Here is a 16,769-nt window from a genome sequence, read left to right as displayed (position 1 = left end):
AAAAAAGCTGTGAAGGGAACCAACTGTAGTTCTTCTATCCCTGTTTCAAGAGAGTCAGCGGTGGTGAAAGCTGATACATATAGAAGAATGAATTACTCCCCTGAGCTTTCTCTGTGAAAATGATTTTTTTGTAGCGGAGAACGGTCTAAACCGTTAATTTTTTGAGTTGGAGGAATTTTCCTCAAGCTGGGTGGTACCGCGTAAATTTACGTCCCTGCATTTTTGCAGGGGCGTTTTTATTTTTTTACCAAATTGGAGGGAATAGGATGGATTTATTACAGGATTTGGCATGGAGAGGAATCATCTACCAGCAAACGGATGAAGAAGGTCTGAAGGATTCATTAAACAAGGGGCAAATTTCTTTATATTGTGGTGTTGACCCAACTGCTGATAGTATGCATATCGGCCATTTGCTGCCATTTTTAACACTTAGAAGATTTCAACAGCATGGACATCGTCCGATTGTGTTAGTCGGAGGAGCAACAGGCTTGATTGGTGATCCGAGTGGTAAAAGTGAAGAACGAAAGTTGTTAACACTAGAAACAGTTCAGGATAATGTAGCAGGTATCAAAAAGCAACTTGAATCTATTTTCGAATTTGAAGGTGAAAACGGAGCAATCATGGTTAATAACTATGATTGGGCAGGCTCAATGGATGTCGTTACCTTCTTGCGTGATATCGGCAAACATATCGGTGTCAATTACATGCTGGCGAAGGATACCATTGCATCAAGGCTTGAGACGGGTATTTCGTTTACAGAATTCACCTATACCATTTTACAAGCGATGGATTTTCTTCATTTATATGAGCATCACAACTGTAAATTACAAATTGGCGGAAGTGACCAGTGGGGGAACATAACTTCAGGATTGGAATTAATCCGCAAAGTTCAGCCAGAAGGCTCGAAGGCATTTGGGTTAACCATTCCGCTTGTGACAAAAGCAGATGGTACAAAGTTTGGGAAAACGGAAAGTGGTGCAGTTTGGTTAGATCCTGAAAAAACTACCCCGTATGAGTTCTACCAGTTCTGGATTAATACAGCTGATGCAGATGTGGTGAAATACTTAAAGATTTTTACATTCCTTTCGCATGAGGAAATTGAACAATTAGAAAAAGCTGTTCAGGAAGAGCCGCATCTTCGTAAGGCACAAAAGGTATTAGCTGAAGAACTGACTCGTTTGATACACGGTGAAGATTCCTTGCAACAGGCAATCAAAATTTCCCTGGCGTTATTTAGCGGGGATGTAAGAAGTCTTTCAGGTGCGGAAATCGAGCAGGGCTTTAAAGATGTACCAGCTTATACTTCACAAAACGAGGAGAATTTGGTCGATCTTTTGGTTGCAGCGAAAATTTCTCCATCCAAGCGTCAAGCACGTGAAGACATCTCAAATGGTGCTGTTACTGTTAATGGTGAAAAAATTACGGACAACGCTTATATCTTAGCAGAATCCGATCGAATTGAAGGAAAGTTTACGATTATTAGAAGAGGTAAAAAGAAGTATACCTTAATTAAATACTAATAAAAGAAGGGCTTTGGAAATCAAAGCCCTTTTTTTGCTATAAGGATATCGGTGTAACAACGGGTTAATTTATTTCGTCTAATAAAAAAGGAACGAAAATGGGGGTGAATATATTGAAATTTTTATTACACGCCGTATTTATTATTCTCATCGCACTTGTTACATTTTTCGGACTTGGTCCTGTTTTATATGCAGACGGGATATTACAAGAAAGATTATCGACTGCGGCTATCGTAGTTGTCATTTATATAATACTTGCCTTTTTATATCGGAAATCTATCAAATGGGTCAATCGAAGATAGAAAAAGCCCTGATACCAATGGGTATGAGGGCTCAGGCCTTATTAACGTGACTCATGTCCTCGTGACTTATGTTCTTCGGATTCAGCTTTTCAATTTTTACTCCTATAACTAACATTATTAATGTGGAAGATGGGAATGCGAACGAGTTCCTCTTTAGCAACCAAATGAACAAAATCATCTTTTACCTCACAAAGTACCCCCTTAACCATTTCAGAACTTCCACGATTAATTTTTACCCAATGATATTTCAATGATTTAAGTAGGTCTTTGAATTTATCAGCATTTTTAAAATTCTCAGGAATTTCAACGTCGAATTCCCACTTCCCTTTCATATTTTCTGTGTAACTTTTAATGTGTTGAGTTTTGTAATAAACGACTCCATCCTCTTCTGTAAGAACGACGATATAATCGTCTCTTTCATCCAATAACTTCCCAATTTTGGATTCCGATCCGTCTCGATTAACCTTGATTACTGTATCTTTAAAATATTTCATTAGGTTTTCACTCATATAAAAAATCTCCCCTTAAAGTAATTTAATTACACTGCATCATATGTTTAACGGGAGGAACTTGTCCTAAGCAAATGGCCTGTCTTTAAATTGTTTGTCTTTTTCATCTTTTACCATGAAAATAGGTATCTTCAAGATTAGAAAAATGAAAATACTTAAGAAGACCCTGCTCAATCGTTAAAAAAGAGGAGAGCGATAATGTCTCTTTATGTCTTAATAGTCAAAAAGAAGAAGAAAAAAGAAGCGTTAGACGCTTCACTAAATATTATTAAAACTAAAATGGCTTGGGCAAAAACAAAATTTCATGAAGAAATAACTTATTTAATGAGTGGATACTATCAAGCGTTTTTGTTGACAGTGTCCCTTCATTTTCAACTACTCTGCGAACCACTATGAGTGAGAAACTTTAAAAATTTAATCTTCGTAAAATCTTTTCCAATGAGATTAATGAGGATAAAAGAACTGACACATCAAGTTCATTTTCAAAAGATGTTTTTTGCGAAGTTCCCTGAGGGCTATTATTGGTATTATTGATGTTATTTTCACTCGCAACGTTTGATTCTTGACGTAATATTTGGGAAGTTCCCTGAGGGCTACAATAGATGTTATTGTTGTAATTTTCACTCGCAACGTTTGATTCTTGATGTAATATTTGGGAAGTTCCCTGAGGGCTATTATTGGTGTTATTGTTGTAATTTTCACTCCCATCGTTTGATTCTTGATGTAATATTTGGGAAATTCCCTGAGGGCTACTATTGGTGTTATTGTTGTTATTTTCACTCGCAACGTTTGATTCCTGACGTAATATTTGGGAAGTTCCCTGAGGGCTATTATTGGTGTTATTGTTGTAATTTTCACTCTCATCGTTTGATTCTTGACATAATATTTGGGAAGTTACCTGAGGGCTACAATAGATGTTATTGCAGTTATTTTCACTCTTATCGTTTGATTTTTGATGTAATTTTTGTGAAGTTCTCTTAGGGCTATTATTGGTGTTATTTTTGTTATTTCCACTCTTATCGTTTGATTTTCGACGTGACTCATGTTTTTCCGATTTCGCCTTTTTAATTTTTACTCCATAACTAACATTTTTAATGTGGGACATGGCAATGCGAACGATTTCCCCATTATTGACCAAATGAACTAAATCATTTTTTACCTCACAGAGTACCCCCTCTACCGTCTCAGAACTGCCACGATTGATAATTACCCAACGATATTCCAATGATTTAAGCAGGTCTTTGAAATTTTTAGTTTTTTTAAATTCGAAATCCTTCGGAACATCAACGTCGAATTTAAACTGCTCTTTCAGATTATCTGTAAAATTTTTAATATGTTTAGTGTTGTGGTAGACGATCCCATCTTCTTCCGTGAGAAGGCAGAGGTAATCTTCACTTGCATGCATAAACATCCCAACACTGGATTCTGGTCCGCCTCGATCAACCTTGATTACTCTATCTTGAAAATATTTCGTGAGGTCTTTACCCATATAAAAAATTCTCCCCCTTAAATTAAGTTATTAACTACACTGCATCGTATGTATAACGGGAGGAAGTTGTCCTAAGCAAATAGCCTGTCTTTTGCTCACCGGTTCGATCCCTTCATAGAACATCGTTATTTAGATCCTGATATTATCATGGCCTTTTTTTAATTTTGTTGCTAAAAACTCCTGCGATGACTATTGTTAGTAGGATTTTTACAAAATAGTATGGGTTTGTCCACTTGAATAATTTTGTTAAAACTTCCTCCAAAATTGCCCCCATCTCTTTGGGGGAGAATACAAAATTCTACTAAACATAGTAAAAACAAAAAACCCTAGAAGCGCTGATATAACGCTGTTTCTAGGGTTTTTGTGATTGCTATTTAATAAGCAAATCAATTAACGTGAGTAGAACTCGACGATAAGAGTTTCGTTGATTTCAGCAGGTAATTCAGAACGCTCTGGTAAGCGAGTGAAAGTACCTTCTAATTTGTCCGCATCAAATGTTAAGAAATCAGGAACGAAATTATTAACTTCGACAGCTTCTTTTACAACATCAAGATTGCGAGATTTTTCGCGTAGGCTGATTGTTTGACCAGCTTTTAAGCGGTATGATGGGATATCTACACGAGCGCCATCAACTAAGATGTGGCCATGGTTTACTAATTGACGAGCTGCACGACGAGTGCGAGCAAGACCTAAACGGTAAACAACGTTGTCAAGACGTGATTCAAGAAGAATCATGAAGTTTTCACCGTGTACGCCGCTTAATTTGCCAGCTCTATCAAAAAGATTACGGAATTGACGCTCAGTTACGCCATACATATGACGAAGCTTTTGCTTCTCTTGTAATTGTAATCCGTATTCAGAAAGCTTTTTGCGTTGGTTTGGACCATGTTGTCCAGGAGCGTACGGACGCTTTTCTAATTCTTTACCTGTGCCGCTTAGAGAGATTCCAAGACGACGGGAAATTTTCCAGCTAGAGCCAGTATAACGAGCCATGAATGACTCCTCCTTAGTGTTTTTATTTTGGTAAAATAAAAACCGTTATGAGACGCTTTAAAGCCATTTTATTTTCATGCACCTTCGCCCTAGCAGCTAAGGGTTACAAGATACACCATCATTTAAAGGCAATCTACCTTTAAGAGGAATAAAATGAGACGAATAAAGTTTTCACATAGGCTGCAATATTTTACACAAGGAGTATTATATAATTTTTATTCCTATAAAGTCAAGAATATTTTTTGGGGATGATGATACAGGAGAAAATTATCGGAAAGATTATTTAAATAAAGTTAATAAATTATACAAATAACTGTCGCCAAATTGTCTGAAAATTAACTATAATTAGGGTACTATGTATATATCTGGAATTAGATCGGGTGAAACCTATATGGATATTCTCGAATGTGATTTACACATGCAAGTTAATAGATATAAACAATTAATACAAATTACAGAAAAACTTCATTCGTTCCTTGATGTGAATTTCATCTTGGGAGAATTATGCGTAGCGCTTAAGGAAGTGTACCCTGACTACTCATTTTCCTTATTGCTTTCACAGGATACTCAAAGCCACAGCGACCTTCCGATTATTGAGCTTGAATATGATAGTGAAAATATTGCTGCTATCAATGCTTATGCAACCGGGGAGATTCAATTTGAATATTCCGCCCCTGATAAACATGCACTTATTTATGCCCCATTAAAAGGGAAGCAGGTAACCTATGGAGTCTTGCAGTTAATTGCAGCAGATACGACTGAATTTATGGCATATGAGGTGGAGTTTCTTACATTATTGGCAGGTTCTGCGGGATGTTCTATGGAGAATGCCCACCTCTATCAACAGTCAAAGAGGGAAATCTCCAACTTACAATTAATCAACGAAACTTCCCATTGTTTAAATTCTAACCTACGCATGGTTGATACGATGACATATATGTCAGAACAAATCATCACTTCCATTGATGCACAAGAAGTTGGCTTTTTCTTATTCTCAAATGAACAAGCAAATGTAAAAATACTCCCAGGTTCCACTTCATACTTTTACACTAAACAGGCCCGACTCTACATTGATTATATAAAGGAAAAGATCGAAAAGGAAAAAAATCCTTTATTTATAGGAGATATCAATCTCCAAAACATAAAAAGTATGAAAAGCTTTCATTCGATTCTTGCGATTCCGATGATTCAGAGCGAAAAATTAAAAGGTTTCTCCATTGTGATGCATCAAAAGCCTTATTTCTTTTCCTTTGACACATTTAAGCTCCTGCAGTCACTAGTTCATCATTCATCGCTAGCGCTTACCAATTCAATGCTCAGAGAAGAGTTAGAGCATATGGTAATCACAGACCACCTTACAAAGCTCCATTCCCGCAAATTTTTGGATGAAAAAATCCAGTGGTCAATGAAAGAGATTGAAGAAGGTACCTTTATTCTCCTCGATATTGATAATTTTAAAGAATTAAATGATACATACGGCCATCAGGTTGGAGATAAAGTTCTGGTTCAGGTTGCAAACCTTATTAAACGAAATATTCGCGGGCAAGATATAGGCGCCCGCTGGGGTGGGGAAGAACTCGCCCTTTATCTTCCTGGTGTCCCTTTAGAAAGAGGAGCAGCCATCGCTGAAAGATTAGTTAAAAAGGTATCCGAATGCTCCGACCCGCATATTACAGTGTCCTGTGGTGTTTCTTATTGGCATAAGGAACGGATCGATGCCTATAATTTCTTATTTAAACGAGCAGATGAAGCTTTGTATATTGCTAAAGGAACTGGGAAGAACAAAGTGGTCATTCAAGGAAACAAAATAATGGTTAGTTAGGACATTCATTTATGAATTCTCTAACGATATTCCCCCAATCAACATAATATATTATAAGTATGAAAACGTTTTCAAACAGGAGGAATCCAAAATGGGGAAAAAGAAATCACGGTTTGAAACGGAAGTTATTCATTCAGGCTACCGGCCAGACGAACATCATGACAGTTTAGTTCCCCCGTTATATCAAACATCTACCTTTACATTTACCAGTGCGGAACAAGGGGAAAGAAGGTTTGCTGGGCAAGAAGAGGGATTTATTTATTCACGCTTGGGAAATCCAACGGTGAAAATACTGGAAGAACGGATAGCAGTCCTTGAACAAGGTGAGGCAGGCTTGGCTTTTTCGTCAGGAATGGCGGCCGTGAGTGCAGTGCTAGTGGCCTTAACAAAAACAGGTGACCATATCCTTTGTTCACAAGGAGTATACGGCTGTACCTTCGGATTGTTGGAACTATTAAAAGGGAAATATGGGATTGAACACGACTTTTCATTAATGGAATCGGCAGAAGCATTAGATCAAGAAATCCTCCCTAATACGGCTTGTATCTATATTGAAACGCCAATAAACCCTACAATGAAGCTGGTAGATTTGGAATTGGTGGCGAGGGTGGCAAATAAAAAAGGGATTCCCGTTGTTGTGGATAACACATTTTGTTCCCCATATATACAAACCCCTCTTACCCTCGGATGCAATGTTGTCATTCATAGTGCAACAAAATATATCTGTGGCCATGGCGATGTTATAGCGGGTCTTGTCATTGGGGAGAAGGAGTTTATTAGGCAGGTGTCACGGACGACCCAAAAAGATATTGGCGGGATTATCTCGCCTTTTGATGCATGGCTGTTGTTAAGGGGGATTAAAACACTTCCAGTGCGCATGGACCGCCATTGTGAAAATGCCCAGAGGTTATTTGAATTTATGAAAAGTCATCCGAAAATTGAATCAGTGTATTTCCCTGGCGATGCAGAACACCAAGATTATTCGATCGCGAAAAAACAAATGAAACAATCAGGCGGGCTCATATCATTCACGATAAAGGGATCTAAGGAATCGGCACAACAGTTTATGAATCAATTACAATTAATAAAAATTGCGGTAAGTCTTGGAGACGCAGAAACATTGATTCAGCATCCTGCAACGATGACCCATGCCGTGGTTCCAGAGGAGGAACGAAAAAAAATGGGGATTGAAGATAACTTGCTGCGTCTATCTGTTGGTTTAGAAGCATGGGAGGACATTCAAGAAGACCTGGATCAGGCACTGGAAAGGATTTAAAGAGAAAAAGCACAGAGAGAATTTCTCTGTGCTATTTTCTATATATGTTCAACTAGAATTGCAACAAATTCCTCCAACATTTGTTGATCAAGTGCATCAAAACGATTTTTTTCAGGTGAATCAATATCCAAAACTCCAATTAGCTGCTCATTTTTAATGAGAGGGATAACAATCTCGGATTGGGAGGCTGCATCACAAGCAATGTGGCCGGGAAACTGATGAACATCTGCTACAAGAAAGGTTTCTTTTTTCAAAGCAGATGTCCCGCATACACCCTTACCCAAAGGAATACGTACACATGCAGGAAGACCTTGGAATGGTCCTAATACTAGTTGTTGATTCGTATCCATTAAATAAAAACCGACCCAATTAATTCGGTCAAGAAATTGATTCAAAAGGGCACTGGCATTGCTGAGATTTGCAATCTGATTGCTCTCATCGTGAATAAGAGCATGCAGTTGTTTTTTAACAAGATTATAATTTTCCTCGCGGCTCGCAGTATACATTTCGACGTTAAACATGGTATTTCCCCTTTTTTTCAACAATTTTATTTATTATTTTATCAAATTTACAAGAAAATGAGCAGACTTTGTCGATTTTTTCATAAAGGAATCTGTGTTATAACAAAGAATTATAATGTAAGGGGATTTTTGGGTATACCAGAAGGGGGGACAATTTATGAAGAAAAATGCTAAAGAAGCAATTGTTAAGGCCGCTATAACATTGTTTAAGTCCAATGGATACTCTGGAACATCAATTCGGGATATCGCCCGACTGGCAAAAGTAAATACGGCAACGATTGCCTACCATTTCGAAAATAAACCAGGTCTGCTAGAATATTGCTTTACGCATTTTTTTGAACAGTATATTAGTAAAATGGAAGAAGCCTACGCATCGATAGACAAGGGAGCAAAGGAGTGTTTAAAGCGAATTGTCACTGATTTACTTCATTATCAATGTGAAAATAGTAAATTAGCCAGTCTTGTCTATCGGGAAATGTCCATGGATTCGCAGGTGGTTCGCGAAATCATGTCAACCTATTTACTTAAGGAAAAATACTATTTTCAATTAGTATTTGAGCGTGGTTTTGAATGGAATGAATTCCGCCCCCACTCGATTCCTTATTTAATTATTCAACTTAAAGGATTATTGATGATGCCATTTATGAATACACATTATATGAGGGAAGTCTTGTATGTCTTTCCAAATGAACCATTTTTTGAGCAGAAATATTTAAAGGATATTAACTTGTGGATTGATAAAACACTATGCTCGGATGTACCAATGAAAATGAGTGCAGTCATAAAATAGCGGCAATCGCTATTTTTTTTTAGTTAATAGGAAAGCATAAATTCAACTGAGGCTCATGAACCGTCCTATCAGACTCGCCAATTGGTGAGTTTTCATTTATTTTACAAAAAAATTGAAAATAATAGTCAAAAAATGTCGTTAACATGGTATCATAATAGCATTGAATCGAACATTAAGAGATTTTTTTATAATAGATGCATGAAAACTGGAATTTGAAAGAATGTTTTGGGAAATAGGGGGCTTACTTGTGAAATATTTCATTGGATTTTTTATCCTTTTACTAGCCTTATTTGTAATTGGGTATTTAATAAAGAAAAAGTACTTTAAGGAAATGGATCGATTGGAAGGATGGAAAATCGATTTAATGAATCGTCCAGTACTGGATGAAATGTCAAAAGTGAAGCTGCTTAATATGACAGGGCAAACTGAAGAACTATTCGAACGTTGGCGAAATCAATGGGACGATGTGGTAACGGTACAGCTGCCTGATTTAGAGGAAATGCTTTTTGATGCCGAAGAGTACATAGATAAGTACCGATTTAGCAAAGCGAAAGGTGTCCAGCAAGCTATTGGAGCAAAGTTACAAGAAACTGAGGATCAAATAAAAAGTATATTAGAAGAGTTACATGAATTGGTTGGCAGCGAGGAAAAGAACCGAGTTGAAATTGAAGAGCTTAAAGAGCAGTATCGGGAATCAAAAAAAATGCTGCTTGCCCATCGTCACAGCTTTGGCAGTTCAGAAAAGTGCTTAGAGGAACAACTCAACGGCGTTTCACTAAAATTTCAGGAATTTGATGAGAAAACTGAACATGGTAATTATCTTGAAGCCCGTGAAGTAGTTTTAATGATTCATAGTCAGCTTGGAATGATTAAAAAAGATATGGACTTGATTCCGCAGCTGTTAATTGAATGTCAATCACTTCTGCCAAATCAGCTTTCAGATATGCTTGACGGATACCGTGAAATGTCTGATCAAGAATACTATTTAGGACATATTAATTTGGAAAAAGAAATCAAACGCTTAGAAGAGAAACTGGTTGAGAATCTAGAGCTTATCGAAGCAACGAAGATTGATGAGGCAGTAGAATGTATAAAAGAAATAAAGGAAAGAATTGATGTCCTTTTCGATTTATTGGAAAAAGAAGTACACGCCAAGCATTTTGTCCAAAAAAATGAAAAAATAGCAAGTGAACTTCTCATTTCTGCCTATGAGGAAAATAGTCATCTTTCAAGTGAAGTCATTCATGTTCAAGAAAGTTACCAGCTATCTGAAGGTGACTTTGAAACGCAGCGACAGCTCGAAAAAGAACTTTCCACTGTTTATAAACATTTTGAGATTCTGATTGAAAAACTAAAGTTAAACGAAACAGCACAATCGGTGATTAGTAAAGAGTTAGCTCAAGTAAAAGAACAGTTGGATATCATTCGAGAAGGGCAGCAAGATTTTGCTTTAAAACTTCAAGCCCTTAGGAAAGATGAATTTGAAGCAAGAGAAAAGCTTAAAGAACTTACCAAGAAAGTTGGAGAGACGGTTCGTCTCGTTACTAAGAGTAATGTCCCTGGCTTACCAGAAGATTATAGGTATTTATTTGAGGATACAAATGAAAGTATTCAAAATGTGAGATACCAGCTTGAAGAAAAGCCACTTAACATTTCTGCTCTCAATCAATATTTAGAAATTGCTGTATTAACGGTGGAGAAACTTACCAATTCAACGATAGAACTGCTAGAAAATGTTATGTTAGCGGAAAAAGCCATTCAATATGGAAATCGTTATAAAAGCCAATATCCAAATGTAGCAAAAGGATTATTGGAAGCAGAAATGGCATTTAGACACTATGAATATCAAGAGGCTTTAGAACAAGCGGCTGCAACACTTGATGTTATTGACCCAGATGCATTGAAAAAAATAAAAGCAACATTTGTAACAGAATAAATAACAAAAAACCGATCAGTGCCATTTTCGCTGAATCGGTTTTTTGTTATTCTTTTTTTTGTCTTTATGATAAGATTTATTTTTGTAAGAGTTCGGAGGAGAAAAAATGATTTATTTTGATAATAGTGCAACGACAAAACCGTTTAAAGACGTTATAGATTCGTTTGTTACGGTGTCTAGTGAATATTATGGGAACCCATCCTCACTACACAGTATGGGGGGACTGGCAGAGAAGCTGTTATCCCAGGCGCGGGAACAAGTAAGCAAGCTCTTAACAGTAAAGCCATCTGAAATTTATTTTACTTCCGGGGGAACGGAAGGTAATAATATAGCGATAAAAGGATCTGCTTTATTACATAAAAATAAAGGTCGGCACCTGATTACATCAAGTGTTGAACATCCATCAGTAAGAGCCGCAATGGAACAGCTTGAACAGGAGGGTTTTGAGATAACTTACTTGCCTGTTGACAGGTTTGGAAGAATTAATGTTTCGGATCTTGAAAAAGCGATAAGAAAAGATACCATTTTAATATCCATTATGCAGGTGAATAATGAAGTGGGGACGGTTCAGCCAATTAAAGAAATTGGAGACCTATTAAAAAAACATCCAACAATTTTATTTCATGTTGATGCAGTTCAAGGAATAGGAAAGATTCCCCTTTCTCTCTATAAAAACAGAGTGGATCTTTGTTCGATATCCGGTCATAAATTTCATGGTTTAAAAGGCACCGGTGCCCTTTTTATCCGTGAGGGTGTGAGACTTGCTCCATTATTTTCCGGCGGCAATCAGGAACGGAAGATTCGAAGCGGTACAGAAAATGTGGCAGGCGCCGTTGCGATGGCAAAGGCACTTAGGATGACATTAATGAAAGGCGAAGCAGAGATGGAACGAATGAAGAATATCCACAGCCTGCTCAGGAAGGGGTTAGCAGAAATAGAAGGTGTTCAAATTCATACACCTACTGAACATGCAGCACCCCATATTTTAAATTTCTCATTAAAGGGAATAAAATCAGAAGTATTCATTCATTCACTTGAGCGGAAAGGTATCTTTGTATCCACCACAAGTGCATGTTCCTCAAAAAAGAAATCACCAAGTAAAACGCTTCTCGCAATGGGCGTTCATGAAACGCAAGCTGAAAGTGCCATCCGGATTAGTCTCTCATTTGAGAATACCAGAGAAGAGGCAGTGACAGCTCTAGTTACATTTAAAGAATCCGCAAACCAATTACGAAAGGTTATGAAATAAATGGAATATGATCGTATACTCATTCGCTACGGTGAAATATCGACAAAAGGAAGAAATCGCAATCAATTTGTAGAAAAATTAAGAAAAAGTGTTAGAATTGCTCTTGCTCCCTTTCCAAAAATTAAAGTAGAAGCAAGCCGTGATCGGATGTATGTCTTATTAAATGGTGAAAGCAGCGAAGCAATTATTGGAAAATTGAAGAATATATTTGGTATCCAATCCTTTAGTCCGGCCATCAAGCTGGAAAGAGATATTGAGGTATTAAAACAGACTTCACTAGATATGATGTGCTCCCTATACAAGAAGGGTCAAACCTTCAAAATTACTCCGAAAAGATCTGATAAAACATTTGAGTTGGATACGGACGGAATTAACCACACCCTTGGCGGTCATTTGTTGCAGCATATCTCTGGACTCAAAGTGGATGTGAAAAATCCGGATATTAATTTACGGATTGAAGTCAGAAAGGAAGCCATTTACCTATCATGCGAAACCATACAGGGTGCCGGTGGACTACCGATTGGATCAAGTGGAAAAGCCATGCTCATGCTTTCAGGTGGAATTGACAGCCCTGTTGCCGGCTATATGGCAATGAAGAGGGGTCTAGAAATCGAAGCGGTTCATTTTTTCAGCCCCCCATTTACAAGTGAAAGATCGAAGGAAAAGGTCATTGACCTTTCAAAAAAACTGGCTGAAATATATGGATCGATGACCTTGCATATTGTCCCGTTTACTGATATTCAGCAAACAATTCGCGAACAAGTACCTGAAAATTATTCGATGACATCTACGAGAAGGATGATGCTTCGAATCACGGATGAGATTAGGAAAAAACATGAAGGTCTTGCTATAATTACCGGTGAAAGCCTCGGTCAGGTTGCGAGCCAGACGCTTGAGAGTATGTACGCAATCAATGATGTAACAAATACGCCTCTTTTGAGGCCATTGATTACGATGGATAAAACGGATATCATTAAAATCGCACAGGAAATTGATACACTAGAAATTTCGAATAGGCCGTTTGAGGATTGCTGTACCATCTTTGTCCCAGCTTCTCCAAAAACAAAGCCAAAAAGGGAAAAGGTTCAGCATTATGAAAGCTTCTTTGATTTCGAGCCACTCATTCATGAAGCGGTGCAGGAGACAGAGACACTTGTAATTAAACCTGATGACAAACAGCACTCAGAATTTAGTGAATTATTTTAAAAAGGTAAAATTAGAATATTTTGTGAACAATTACCAATTGTAAAATAGAATGAAGCTTTTAAGTTCTACACATTCTATACTCACAAGGAGGTGATATCACATGGCAAACAACAACAACTCAAATCAATTATTGGTTCCTGGTGTTGAACAAGCTCTAAGCCAAATGAAATATGAAATTGCTTCTGAATTTGGTGTAAATCTTGGAGCTGACACTACTTCACGTGCCAACGGATCTGTTGGTGGTGAAATCACAAAGCGTCTAGTAGCAATGGCTGAATCTCAATTAGGCGGCGGATTCTCTCGTTAATAAAAAATAAATACGATGGCTACAGAGAGCGTGGGGCTTCCCCCGCTCTCTTTTTTATGCTCAAGATAGTGAAAAATGTTTTTAAAATAAAAATAATTTAAAATTTTTAAATAATTTTGTATAATTAATTTGATGGGATAAATACGAAAAAGTTAAGGGGGAGAAGTATGAAGCGGGAAGATTTAATTGCGCCGGAAAAGTATAATCTTGTTTCTGAAATGGAGCGTTTTGCCAAAGAACCGAACAGAGTCGCATTGAAGTGGGAGAATGAGACTGGAGAGACAAAACAAGTTACATATCAGCAATTAATGAAGAAGATTAACCAAGCGGGGAATGTTTTCGCCAAGAATGGTTTAAACAGGGGCGACGTAGTCCTTGTTATCGTGCCCCGTCTGATTGAAGCATATGTTGTTTATTTAGCGGCAATAAAAGCTGGAATGGTTGTCATTCCAAGCTCTGAAATGTTAAAGGAAAAAGACTTGAAGTATCGTATTACACACGGTGATGTTAAGGGAATCATTAGTTATTATCCATTCGTTGATCAATTTAAAAATATAACGGCACCACAAGCTTTGGTTAAATTTACTATCGGAGGGTCTGAAGATGGCTGGATTCATTTGGACGAAGAGATGAAAGCTGCATCAGAAGAATTGGTGCTAGCAGATACGTTTAGAGACGATATGGCATTTTTGTCCTATACCTCCGGCACAACAGGGAATCCTAAAGGGGTTGTTCATACGCACGGCTGGGCCTATGCTCATTTAAAAACAGCTGCACCAAAGTGGCTTTGCATTGAAGATGGTGATACGGTTTGGGCAACTGCAGGTCCAGGATGGCAAAAATGGATTTGGAGTCCCTTCCTATCGGTACTTGGCTCAGGAGGAACAGGATTAGTCTACAACGGAAAATTTGATCCGAAAAAATATTTGAGCCTCCTTCAAAAATATGATGTCAATGTCCTTTGTTGTACACCTACCGAATATCGATTAATGGCGAAGGTAGATAATTTAGCTGATTATCAATTGCCAAATCTTCATAGTGCGGTTTCAGCAGGTGAACCTTTAAATAGAGAGGTTATTGATACGTTTAGAAAGCATTTTCATATTGATGTCCGTGACGGTTATGGACAAACTGAAAATACCTTGCTAGTAGGGGTTACAAAAGGGATGGAATTGAAGTCTGGATCCATGGGCAAGCCGACACCTGGAAATAGAGTTGAAATCATTAACGAAGAAGGCCAAGTTTGTGCTGTCGGGGAAGTGGGCGATATTGCCGTCCATGTAGAAACTCCAGCTCTTTTCAAAAATTATTATAAAGATCCAGAAAGAACGGCAATGCAGTTCCGAGGTGACTATTATGTAACAGGCGATAAAGCCAAAATGGATCAAGATGGCTATTTCTGGTTTGAAGGCCGCGGTGATGATATTATCATTAGCTCGGGCTATACAATTGGACCATTTGAAGTGGAGGATGCGCTCGTTAAACATCCATTTGTTAAGGAATGTGCCGTCGTGGCAAGCCCGGATGAAATTCGTGGCTTTATTGTCAAAGCATTTGTGGTCTTACAAGAGGATATTGATTCAACGGACCCAGAATTAACAAAGAACTTGCAGGAGCATGTCAAAACACTTACAGCTCCATATAAGTACCCTAGAAAAATAGAATATTTGAGTGAACTTCCAAAAACAACCTCAGGGAAAATCCGTCGAATTGAACTCCGCAAAAAGGAACTCGAGGCGGCTAAACAAGTTTAGTTTAATATTTCATGGAAGCAGGCGGAATTCCGTCTGCTTTTTATTGGAAGCAAAAAATTCCCCATTTCACGATGTTTCGAGTTATAATAGAAATTATTTCGAAACTAGAAAGAATAGGGGCTCGAAAACAGATGAAAAAGACTGAAACGCAAAAAGGAGTCATTTATGCCGGCTTTTCTTACTTGCTGTGGGGATTATTGCCGATTTATTGGAAGCTCTTAGACCATGTTAATGCAAAGGAAATTTTAGCGAGCCGTGTTTTATGGTCATTTATTTTTATGATCATCATTCTCTTCCTAACAAAAAAATTAGGACTATTTCTCCAAACCATTAAAGGGTTTACTAAGAATAAAAAACAAATGTATGCCCTGACGATTGCCTCCTTATTAATAAGTGTGAATTGGTTCATTTATATTTGGGCGGTTAATAGTGGTCATATGATTGAAGCTAGCCTTGGATATTATATCAATCCATTAATTAGTATTTTATTAGGAATGATTGTTCTTAAGGAAAAATTAACTATTTATCAATACGTCTCTTTCATTTTAGCTGCAATAGGGGTATTGATTATTTCTATTTCGCATGGGCAGTTTCCATGGATTGCCATTTCTTTGGCCCTATCCTTTGGAGTGTATGGTTTAGCGAAAAAGTTAATAAACGTTGATTCTGCAGTCGGATTAACATTAGAAACACTTGTTGTTACACCTGTTGCCGCCATCTATATTGGTTACTTATTTATGAATGAATCCAATTCCTTTATAACATCAGGGATCCAAACCGATCTGCTTTTAATCGGTGCAGGAGTTGCAACAGCAGTGCCGCTTCTATATTTTGCAAAAGGAGCACAAAAAATTCCCTTATCTTTATTAGGATTTCTCCAATATATTGCACCTACATTAACCTTATTATTAGGGGTATTTATCTATCATGAACATTTTTCAAAAATACAACTTCTATCCTTTATGTTCATCTGGTCTGCGTTAACAATTTATTCCCTTTCAAAAACAAAACTATTGTCTCCACAATGGTTACATTTGCGAAAAGAAAAGAGCACGAGCATATAAGCAAAAACCTTATCCCTTTAATAGGATAAGG

At 37.5% G+C, this 16,769-nt stretch carries 16 protein-coding genes and 1 other annotated feature; of the genes, 12 read left to right on the top strand and 4 right to left on the bottom strand.

The window, feature by feature from the left end:
- Positions 1-219, top strand: a binding site (T-box leader).
- A 47-nt stretch (positions 220-266) separates the two neighbouring features.
- Together tyrS and ACSU6B_RS25745 are read left to right on the top strand one after the other, a co-directional pair.
- Entirely contained in the window at positions 267-1,520 is a 1,254-nt protein-coding gene (gene tyrS, locus ACSU6B_RS25750; RefSeq protein WP_410889192.1) for a tyrosine--tRNA ligase, read from the top strand.
- Positions 1,521-1,633: 113 nt separating this feature from the next.
- The gene (locus ACSU6B_RS25745) at positions 1,634-1,822 is read left to right on the top strand and encodes a DUF6954 family protein (protein WP_410889190.1); all 189 of its coding nucleotides are present in this window, start codon (positions 1,634-1,636) and stop codon (positions 1,820-1,822) included.
- An 89-nt stretch (positions 1,823-1,911) separates the two neighbouring features.
- On the opposite strand, the gene ACSU6B_RS25740 is transcribed toward ACSU6B_RS25745, so the two are convergent.
- Positions 1,912-2,331 (bottom strand): hypothetical protein, encoded by a 420-nt coding sequence (locus ACSU6B_RS25740; RefSeq protein ID WP_410889188.1) that lies wholly within the window; start codon positions 2,329-2,331, stop codon positions 1,912-1,914.
- 198 nt (positions 2,332-2,529) lie between these two features.
- Between ACSU6B_RS25740 and ACSU6B_RS25735 the strand changes: the two genes are divergently transcribed.
- Entirely contained in the window at positions 2,530-2,727 is a 198-nt protein-coding gene (locus tag ACSU6B_RS25735) for a hypothetical protein (protein WP_410889187.1), read from the top strand.
- 10 nt (positions 2,728-2,737) lie between these two features.
- Here the strand turns inward: ACSU6B_RS25735 and ACSU6B_RS25730 are convergent, their stop codons facing one another.
- Both ACSU6B_RS25730 and rpsD read right to left on the bottom strand, forming a co-directional pair.
- A complete protein-coding gene (locus ACSU6B_RS25730; RefSeq protein ID WP_410889185.1) occupies positions 2,738-3,820 on the bottom strand; it encodes a hypothetical protein in 1,083 nt (360 codons plus the stop codon).
- A gap of 390 nt (positions 3,821-4,210) precedes the next feature.
- Positions 4,211-4,813 carry a 30S ribosomal protein S4 gene (gene rpsD, locus ACSU6B_RS25725; protein WP_088089267.1) on the bottom strand — a complete coding sequence of 201 codons (603 nt, stop codon included), beginning with the start codon at positions 4,811-4,813 and terminating at the stop codon, positions 4,211-4,213.
- 391 nt (positions 4,814-5,204) lie between these two features.
- Here rpsD and ACSU6B_RS25720 point away from each other — a divergent pair, with 391 nt between their 5' ends.
- Together ACSU6B_RS25720 and megL are read left to right on the top strand one after the other, a co-directional pair.
- Positions 5,205-6,635, top strand: a complete 1,431-nt coding sequence (locus ACSU6B_RS25720; protein ID WP_410889183.1) for a sensor domain-containing diguanylate cyclase — start codon at positions 5,205-5,207, stop codon at positions 6,633-6,635.
- 91 nt (positions 6,636-6,726) lie between these two features.
- Positions 6,727-7,911 (top strand): methionine gamma-lyase, encoded by a 1,185-nt coding sequence (gene megL, locus ACSU6B_RS25715; RefSeq protein WP_410889182.1) that lies wholly within the window; start codon positions 6,727-6,729, stop codon positions 7,909-7,911.
- Between the two features lie 38 nt (positions 7,912-7,949).
- Here the strand turns inward: megL and ACSU6B_RS25710 are convergent, their stop codons facing one another.
- Entirely contained in the window at positions 7,950-8,432 is a 483-nt protein-coding gene (locus ACSU6B_RS25710) for a GAF domain-containing protein (protein WP_410889180.1), read from the bottom strand.
- 157 nt (positions 8,433-8,589) lie between these two features.
- Between ACSU6B_RS25710 and refZ the strand changes: the two genes are divergently transcribed.
- From refZ to rarD, 7 genes are all read left to right on the top strand, one after another.
- On the top strand, positions 8,590-9,222 hold the full coding sequence (gene refZ / locus ACSU6B_RS25705; RefSeq protein ID WP_088089263.1) for a forespore capture DNA-binding protein RefZ: 633 nt from the start codon (positions 8,590-8,592) through the stop codon (positions 9,220-9,222).
- A 247-nt stretch (positions 9,223-9,469) separates the two neighbouring features.
- On the top strand, positions 9,470-11,158 hold the full coding sequence (gene ezrA / locus ACSU6B_RS25700; protein WP_410889179.1) for a septation ring formation regulator EzrA: 1,689 nt from the start codon (positions 9,470-9,472) through the stop codon (positions 11,156-11,158).
- A 106-nt stretch (positions 11,159-11,264) separates the two neighbouring features.
- The gene (locus ACSU6B_RS25695) at positions 11,265-12,407 is read left to right on the top strand and encodes a cysteine desulfurase family protein (protein WP_410889178.1); all 1,143 of its coding nucleotides are present in this window, start codon (positions 11,265-11,267) and stop codon (positions 12,405-12,407) included.
- On the top strand, positions 12,408-13,613 hold the full coding sequence (thiI, locus tag ACSU6B_RS25690; protein WP_410889176.1) for a tRNA uracil 4-sulfurtransferase ThiI: 1,206 nt from the start codon (positions 12,408-12,410) through the stop codon (positions 13,611-13,613).
- 100 nt (positions 13,614-13,713) lie between these two features.
- Positions 13,714-13,920 carry an alpha/beta-type small acid-soluble spore protein gene (locus ACSU6B_RS25685; RefSeq protein ID WP_088089259.1) on the top strand — a complete coding sequence of 69 codons (207 nt, stop codon included), beginning with the start codon at positions 13,714-13,716 and terminating at the stop codon, positions 13,918-13,920.
- A 167-nt stretch (positions 13,921-14,087) separates the two neighbouring features.
- Positions 14,088-15,674: an acyl-CoA synthetase MbcS gene (mbcS, locus tag ACSU6B_RS25680; RefSeq protein WP_410889174.1), complete on the top strand. Its 1,587-nt coding sequence runs from the start codon at positions 14,088-14,090 to the stop codon at positions 15,672-15,674.
- A 131-nt stretch (positions 15,675-15,805) separates the two neighbouring features.
- On the top strand, positions 15,806-16,738 hold the full coding sequence (rarD, locus tag ACSU6B_RS25675) for an EamA family transporter RarD (RefSeq protein ID WP_410889172.1): 933 nt from the start codon (positions 15,806-15,808) through the stop codon (positions 16,736-16,738).
- Positions 16,739-16,769 lie beyond the last annotated feature (31 nt).

Origin of the sequence: Neobacillus sp. C211, assembly GCF_051842875.1 — a bacterium.
GTDB lineage: Bacteria > Bacillota > Bacilli > Bacillales > Cytobacillaceae > Neobacillus.
Note: the sequence above shows the minus strand (reverse complement) of the source record. Positions and strands in the feature narration are given on the sequence as shown.

What these genes read in the sequence shown, in the direction of transcription:
- rpsD (WP_088089267.1), bottom strand. Translation starts at nt 4,813, where the DNA reads ATGGCTCGTTATACTGGCTCTAGCTGGAAAATTTCCCGTCGTCTTGGA.
- tyrS (WP_410889192.1), top strand. Translation starts at nt 267, where the DNA reads ATGGATTTATTACAGGATTTGGCATGGAGAGGAATCATCTACCAGCAA.
- ACSU6B_RS25685 (WP_088089259.1), top strand. Translation starts at nt 13,714, where the DNA reads ATGGCAAACAACAACAACTCAAATCAATTATTGGTTCCTGGTGTTGAA.
- ACSU6B_RS25735 (WP_410889187.1), top strand. Translation starts at nt 2,530, where the DNA reads ATGTCTCTTTATGTCTTAATAGTCAAAAAGAAGAAGAAAAAAGAAGCG.
- ACSU6B_RS25710 (WP_410889180.1), bottom strand. Translation starts at nt 8,432, where the DNA reads ATGTTTAACGTCGAAATGTATACTGCGAGCCGCGAGGAAAATTATAAT.
- ACSU6B_RS25695 (WP_410889178.1), top strand. Translation starts at nt 11,265, where the DNA reads ATGATTTATTTTGATAATAGTGCAACGACAAAACCGTTTAAAGACGTT.
- ACSU6B_RS25720 (WP_410889183.1), top strand. Translation starts at nt 5,205, where the DNA reads ATGGATATTCTCGAATGTGATTTACACATGCAAGTTAATAGATATAAA.
- thiI (WP_410889176.1), top strand. Translation starts at nt 12,408, where the DNA reads ATGGAATATGATCGTATACTCATTCGCTACGGTGAAATATCGACAAAA.
- megL (WP_410889182.1), top strand. Translation starts at nt 6,727, where the DNA reads ATGGGGAAAAAGAAATCACGGTTTGAAACGGAAGTTATTCATTCAGGC.
- ACSU6B_RS25740 (WP_410889188.1), bottom strand. Translation starts at nt 2,331, where the DNA reads ATGAGTGAAAACCTAATGAAATATTTTAAAGATACAGTAATCAAGGTT.
- ACSU6B_RS25730 (WP_410889185.1), bottom strand. Translation starts at nt 3,820, where the DNA reads ATGGGTAAAGACCTCACGAAATATTTTCAAGATAGAGTAATCAAGGTT.
- mbcS (WP_410889174.1), top strand. Translation starts at nt 14,088, where the DNA reads ATGAAGCGGGAAGATTTAATTGCGCCGGAAAAGTATAATCTTGTTTCT.
- rarD (WP_410889172.1), top strand. Translation starts at nt 15,806, where the DNA reads ATGAAAAAGACTGAAACGCAAAAAGGAGTCATTTATGCCGGCTTTTCT.
- refZ (WP_088089263.1), top strand. Translation starts at nt 8,590, where the DNA reads ATGAAGAAAAATGCTAAAGAAGCAATTGTTAAGGCCGCTATAACATTG.